Origin of the sequence: Micromonospora sp. NPDC049171 (assembly GCF_040648275.1) — a bacterium.
Lineage (GTDB): Bacteria > Actinomycetota > Actinomycetes > Mycobacteriales > Micromonosporaceae > Micromonospora.
The window spans coordinates 11957-18425 of sequence record NZ_JBEZDJ010000010.1; the positions used below are offsets into that span (position 1 = coordinate 11957).

At 74.0% G+C, this 6469-nt stretch carries 5 protein-coding genes; all 5 read left to right on the forward strand.

Going from position 1 to position 6469, the window contains the following annotated elements:
- Window positions 1-43 precede the first annotated feature (43 nt).
- From AB0B14_RS14715 to AB0B14_RS14735, 5 genes are read left to right on the forward strand one after another with little or no spacing between them, the layout of a single operon-like run.
- Window positions 44-1123 carry an iron ABC transporter permease gene (locus tag AB0B14_RS14715; protein ID WP_357073320.1) on the forward strand — a complete coding sequence of 360 codons (1080 nt, stop codon included), beginning with the start codon at window positions 44-46 and terminating at the stop codon, window positions 1121-1123.
- Window positions 1120-2208, forward strand: coding sequence for an iron chelate uptake ABC transporter family permease subunit (locus AB0B14_RS14720; protein ID WP_357522706.1), 1089 nt, complete (start codon window positions 1120-1122; stop codon window positions 2206-2208). The genes AB0B14_RS14715 and AB0B14_RS14720 overlap by 4 nt, the downstream gene beginning before the upstream one ends.
- A complete protein-coding gene (locus AB0B14_RS14725; RefSeq protein ID WP_357522707.1) occupies window positions 2205-3044 on the forward strand; it encodes an ABC transporter ATP-binding protein in 840 nt (279 codons plus the stop codon). Before AB0B14_RS14720 ends, AB0B14_RS14725 begins: the two co-directional genes overlap by 4 nt.
- Window positions 3041-4723: an ABC transporter ATP-binding protein gene (locus AB0B14_RS14730; RefSeq protein ID WP_357522708.1), complete on the forward strand. Its 1683-nt coding sequence runs from the start codon at window positions 3041-3043 to the stop codon at window positions 4721-4723. The genes AB0B14_RS14725 and AB0B14_RS14730 overlap by 4 nt, the downstream gene beginning before the upstream one ends.
- A complete protein-coding gene (locus tag AB0B14_RS14735) occupies window positions 4720-6450 on the forward strand; it encodes an ABC transporter ATP-binding protein (protein WP_357522709.1) in 1731 nt (576 codons plus the stop codon). The genes AB0B14_RS14730 and AB0B14_RS14735 overlap by 4 nt, the downstream gene beginning before the upstream one ends.
- The last annotated feature ends 19 nt before the right edge of the window (window positions 6451-6469 follow it).

Here is a 6469-nt window from a genome sequence, read left to right on the forward strand (position 1 = left end):
TAGGTTAGCCTCACCTAATTGAGTAATGCGAACGGGTGGACGGATGGAGCACGTGTTGACCCCAGGCACCGGCACCCGCCCGGAGCCCGGGACCGTTTCACCCCAGAAGGTGCCGCGCGAGTCGTTGTCGCGTTCCGGTCGGCGCTGGGCCGGCCTCGTCGTCGGCGTCGTCGCCCTCGCCGCCGCCGTGGCGTTGAGCATCGCGGTCGGCAGCCGTTCACTCGGCCTCGGCACGGTCTGGCAGGTGCTCTGGCACGACGACGGCTCCGCCGCCGCGGAGATCGTGCACCGGCTCCGGGTGCCCCGCACGATCCTCGGATTCGCCGTGGGCGCGGCGCTGGGCCTGGCCGGCACGGTGATGCAGGCGCTCACCCGCAACCCGCTCGCCGAACCCGGCCTGCTCGGGGTCAGCCTGGGCGCGTCCACCGGCGTCGTGCTGGCCATCGCGCTGCTCGGGGTGACAAGTGCGAACGGGTACGTCTGGTTCGCCATCGCCGGCGCCGGGCTCACCTCGGCGGCCGTCTTCGCGCTCGGCGGCGCCGGCCGGGCACCCACCCCGGAACGGCAGGTCCTCGCCGGGGTCTCGCTCACCTCCGTGCTCGGCGCCGGCATCTGGGCGATCCTGGTGACCCACCGGGAGGCGTTCGACAGGTACCGGCACTGGGACGTCGGCTCGCTCGCCGACCGGGAGACCAGCACGATCACGCAGTTGGCGCCGTTCCTGGTGGTCGGCGTCCTGCTCGCGCTGCTGCTGGGCCGCCAACTCAACGCGCTGAGCATGGGCGACGACGCGGCCACCTCGGTCGGCGCCCACCCGGGACGGATCCGGGTGCTCGGCATGATCACGATCACCCTGTTGTGCGGTGCGGCCACCGCCGCCTGCGGGCCGATCTGGTTCGTCGGCCTGGCCGTCCCCTACGCGGCCCGGATGTTCACCGGCTCGGACCACCGCTGGATCCTGGCCTACTCGCTGGTCCTCGGCCCCACCCTGCTGCTCGTCTCGGACGTGCTCGGGCGGGTCCTGGTGGCCCCGGCCGAGCTGCCGGTCGGGGTGGTCACCGCGTTCCTGGGCGCACCACTGTTCATCGCGCTGTGCCGCCGACGCCGGCTGAGCACGCTGTGAGCGGGCCGGTGCTCCAGCTCCGCCCGTCCGGACGGACCACCCGCCTGGTGATCCGCAGCCGGGGCGGCGCGCTCTCGCTGCGGGTGCACCTGCGCGCGCTGATCGCCGGCACCGCGCTGCTGCTCGCGGCGCTTGGCGTCGCGCTCGTCAACCTCTCCAGCGGCGACTTCCCGATCCCCGTGTCCGACGTGCTGCGCAGCCTCGTCGGTCAGGGTGACCCGGGCACCGACTTCATCGTGCAGGAGCTGCGGCTGCCCCGCGTGCTGATCACGCTGCTGGTCGGCACGGCCCTGGGCGCGAGCGGCACGATCTTCCAGGGGCTGACCCGCAATCCCCTGGGCAGCCCCGACTTCGTCGGCCTGACGGTGGGCGCGGCGACCGGCGCGCTGATCGTCCTGCTGCTGTTCAACGGCAGCGGCTTCCAGGTCGCCGCCGGTGCGATCGTCGGCTGCCTGGCCACCTCGGTCGCCATCTACCTGCTCGCGTTCCGCCGTGGGGTGCAGCCGTTCCGGCTGGTGCTGATGGGCGTCGGAGTGGCCGCGCTGCTCGACTCGTTCAACTCGTTCCTGATCTACCGCAGCCGACTGGACGAGGCGATCGCCGCCCAGGTCTGGTTGATCGGCAGCGTCAACGGCCCCGGCTGGACCGAGGTGACGCTCGTCGCCGTGGCCGTCGCGGTGCTGCTGCCGGTCGCGCTCTACCACGGCCGGCAGCTCGACATGCTGGCTCTGGGCGACGAGTCCGCGATGCTGCACGGCGTACCCGTCGAACGCAGCAGGGTGGTGCTCGCGCTGGCCGGCGTCGGGCTCGCGGCCGGTGCCACCGCCGCGGCCGGGCCGATCGCGTTCGTCGCCCTCGCCGCGCCACCGTTGGCGGCGCGGCTGACCCGCTCGCCGAACGCCGGGATTCTGCCGGCCGCGCTGATGGGCTCCGCCCTGTTGACGGCGAGCGACTGGGTGGCCCAGCGTCTCCTGGCCGATGACGACGTCCCGGTCGGTCTCGTCACCGCCGCCCTGGGCGGCATCTACCTGACCTGGTTGCTCTTCCACGAGCGACGTAACGGCGGACAAGGAGCACAGCGATGACCGAGTCGCGGCTGCGGGCCGACGCCCTGACCCTGGCGTACGACAAGAGGGTGGTCGTCCGGGACCTCGACGTCCAGATCACCGACGGGTCGTTCACCGTCATCGTCGGCCCCAACGCCTGCGGCAAGTCGACGTTGCTGCGGTCCCTGGCCCGGGTGCTCAAGCCCCAGTCCGGTGCCGTCTACCTGGATGGTCAGACCATCGCGTCGCAGCCGTCCAAGCAGGTGGCCCGGCAGCTCGGCATGCTGCCGCAGTCGTCGGTCGCGCCCGGCGGGATCGTGGTGGAGGAGTTGGTCGCCCGGGGTCGCTTCGCCCACCAGCGCCTGCTGCGGCAGTGGTCGCCGCAGGACGAGGCGGCGGTCGCCGACGCGATGCGCCAGACCGAGGTGACCGAGCTGGCCGACCGGTTCGTCGACGAACTCTCCGGTGGTCAGCGGCAGCGGGTCTGGCTGGCGATGGCGCTGGCCCAGCAGACGCCGATCCTGCTGCTCGACGAACCGACCACGTTCCTCGACCTGTCGCACCAGTTCGAGGTGCTGGACCTCTGCGCCGACCTGCACGAGCAGGGCCGGACGGTGGTCGCCGTCCTGCACGACCTCAACCACGCCTGCCGGTACGCCACCGAGCTGGTCGTGATGCGGGAGGGCCGGGTTCTCGCCCAGGGCCCGCCCGCCGAGGTGATGACGGCCGAGCTGGTGGAGATGGTCTTCGGGATGCCCTGCCGGGTGATGACCGACCCGGAGACGGACACCCCGATGGTGGTCCCGGCCGGGCGGCAGCGGCGTCGACTGGCCCGCGCCGGCGTCGTCGCGGCGGTCGACCGGGTTCCCGCGTGACCGGCGGGCGCAGCCTGCTCACCGACACGCTCGGCAGGCAGCGGCGGCTCATCTCGCTGAGCACGCTTCTGATCACCGGCCACCAGGCCGGGGAAGCCGCGGTGCCGTTCCTGATCGGTGTGATCATCGACCGGGCGGTGGACGGCGGCGTCGGCAGCCTGGCCCTCTGGCTGGGTGTGCTGGCCGCCGTCTACGTCGGCCTGAGCTACAGCTACCGGTACGGCGAGCGTACCGGCGAACGGGCCGCCGAACAGGCGGCGCACGACCTGCGGCTACGGGTGACCCGGCGGGTGTTGCACGAGCGCGGCGGCGCGGAGGCCGACCGGCTGCCCGGTGCCCTGGTGTCCATCGCGACAAGCGACGCGGCCCGGGTCGGCGCGGTCGCCATCGCCGTCGTCTCCGGCGTGGCCGCGGTCGTCGGCCTGGTCCTCGCGGCGGTCCTGCTGCTGTCCATCTCGCTGCCACTCGGGCTGGTGGTGCTGCTGGGCACCCCGCCGCTGCTGCTGCTCACCCGCCTGTTCGGCAAGCCGCTGGAGGAGCGCAGCGAAACGGAGCAGGAGCACAGCGCGCACGCCTCCGGCATCGCCGCCGACCTGGTCAGCGGCCTGCGCGTGGTCAAGGGCCTGCGGGCCGAGACGGCGGCGGTCGACAGGTACGCGCAGCGCAGCCGCAGTGCGTTGGCGGCGACCGTACGAGCGGCGCGCGCCGAGGCCGCGTACCAGGGGCTGGTGCTCACGCTCAGCGGGACGTTCCTGGCGGTCATCGCGGTCATCGGCGGAATCCTCGCACTGCACGGGCAGATCAGCGTCGGTCAGCTCATCTCCTCGCTCGGCCTGGCGCAGTTCCTGGTCGGTCCGATGTCCACGTTCGGCTGGGTGGGTGCCGACCTCGCGCAGGGCCGCGCGTCCGCCCGCCGCGTCGCCGCCGTCCTGGACGCGCCAGTCGCGGTGCCCGACGGCACGGCGAACCCGGTCACGCCGGCCCGGGGCGGGCTCGCGCTGCGCGGGGTGCACAGCCCACCGCTGCGCGGACTCGACCTGGAGATCGCCCCCGGCGAGGTGGTCGGGATCGTGGCCACCGACCCGGCCGAGGCGGCCGAGCTGGTGCGGCTGCTCGGGCGGGTCCGTGATCCGGCCGCCGGGGTGATCGCACTGGACGGCGTACCGCTCGCCGACCTCGCGCCGGACCACCTGCGGGCCGTGGTGCTGGCCGTGGACCATCAGACCGACCTGTTCGACGACACCGTCCGCGCCGCCGTCTCGCTCGCCGGGCGGGCCGTCCCGGCAAGCGTCGACGCCGCGGTGACCGCGGCGGACGCCGACGAGGTGGCCCGCGGCCTGCCCGACGGACTGGACACGGTGCTCGACGACCGGGCCCGTTCGCTCTCCGGCGGGCAACGGCAGCGCATCGCGCTCGCCCGGGCCCTGGCCGGCGAACCGCCGGTGCTCGTCGTGCACGACCCGACCACCGCCGTCGACGCGGCGACCGAGTCCCGCATCGCCGGGCGACTGCGGGCGATGCGGGACGGACGTACCACGATCCTGATCACCGCCAGCCCGGCGCTGCTCGCGGTGACCGACCGGGTGATCGTCGTCCACGACGGCGCCGTCCGCACCGCCGGCGCGCACGGCGACCTGGTCGCCGAGGACGACACCTACCGAGAGACCGTGCTCGCATGACCACCGACTCGACGACGTTGCTGCCGATCGCGACCGGACGTCGCACCCTGGCCCAGTTGCGGGAGCTGGTGCGTCCGCAACGGTCCCGGCTGGCCGGGGCACTCGCCCTGCTGGTCGCCGGCACCGCGGCCGGGCTGGTGGGCCCGCCGCTGCTGGGGCGCATCGTCGACCTGGCCACCGGCGGAGGCAGCACCGCTGACGTCGTCCTCACCGGCGCCGGGCTGGTGGCCGGTGCGGTCGTCGAGGCGGCGTTGGCCGGGTTCGGTATCGCCCTGCTCGCGCAGGTCGGCGAGGGCGTACTGGCCCGACTGCGGGAGCGGTTCGTCTCCTCGGCGCTGCACCTTCCCCTGGAGCAGGTCGAGCGCGCCGGGACCGGTGACCTCACCTCCCGAGTCACCAACGACGTCGCCGTGATCGCGGAGGCGGCCCGCAGCGCGGTCCCCGAGTTCACCCGCGCCCTGCTGACCATCGTGCTCACCCTGGCCGGGATGGCCGTGCTCGACTGGCGTTTCCTGGTCGCGGCGCTGATCGCGGTGCCGGTGCAGGCACACACGGTGCGCTGGTACGCCCGCCGCGCCGTCCCGCTCTACGCCCGGCAGCGGGTCGCCGTCGCCGCGCAGCAGCACCACCTGCTCGCGACGATCGACGGCGCGTCCACCATCCGCGCGTTCCGGATCGCCGACGAGCACCGGGAGCGGGTCGCCACCAAGTCCCAGCAGGCGGTGGACCTGCTGCTGCGGGGCGTCGCGTTGCAGACCCGGTTCTACGCCCGGCTGCACGTCGCCGAGTTCCTCGGGCTCGCCGCCGTCCTCGGCACCGGCTTCTTCCTCGTCCGCGGGGACGCGGTGAGCATCGGCACGGCGACCGCGGCGGCGCTGTATTTTCACGGCCTGTTCGGCCCGATCAACGTGGCGCTCGCCCTGGTCGACGACGCCCAGGCCGCCGCCTCGGGGCTGGATCGGCTGGTCGGGGTCGCCGACCTGACCCCGCCGGTACGGCAGCGGGCCCGCGCCGGCGACGGCCCGGACGCGGTGGTGGTCCGCGGGCTGGACTTCGCGTACCGGCCGGACCGGCAGGTGTTGCACGACGTCGACCTGACCATCGCCCGTGGTGAGCGAGTCGCCCTGGTGGGCAGCAGCGGCGCCGGCAAGACCACTCTCGCCAAGGTGATCGCCGGGGTGCACCCACCCGGCGGCGGGAGCGTCGCGGTGCCGGCCGGCGAGGTCGCACTGATCACCCAGGAGGTGCACGTCTTCGCCGGGCCCCTCGTCGACGACCTGCGGCTGGCCCGCCCGGACGCCACCGACGACGAGGTGAGCGCCGCCCTGGACCGGGTGCAGGCGTTGGGCTGGGTGCGGCAACTGCCCGACGGCCTGCACACCGAGGTCGGTGCGGGCGGGCACGTCCTCACCGCGGCGCAGGCCCAGCAGTTGGCGTTCGCCCGGCTGATCCTGGCCGATCCGCCGGTGGCGATCCTGGACGAGGCCACCGCGGAGGCCGGGAGTGCCGGGGCACGGCTGCTCGAACGGGTGGCCACCGCCGCTCTGGCGGGGCGTACCGCGCTGATCGTGGCGCACCGACTCACCCAGGCGGTGACCGCGGACCGGGTCGTGGTGATGGAGGCCGGGCGCATCGTCGAGGCGGGCACCCACCGCGAGCTCATCGAGCGGGACGGCCCGTACGCCACGCTGTGGCGGGCCTGGTCGGACCAGCGCGCTCGGCACTGAGCGCGCTGGTCCGGGCCGC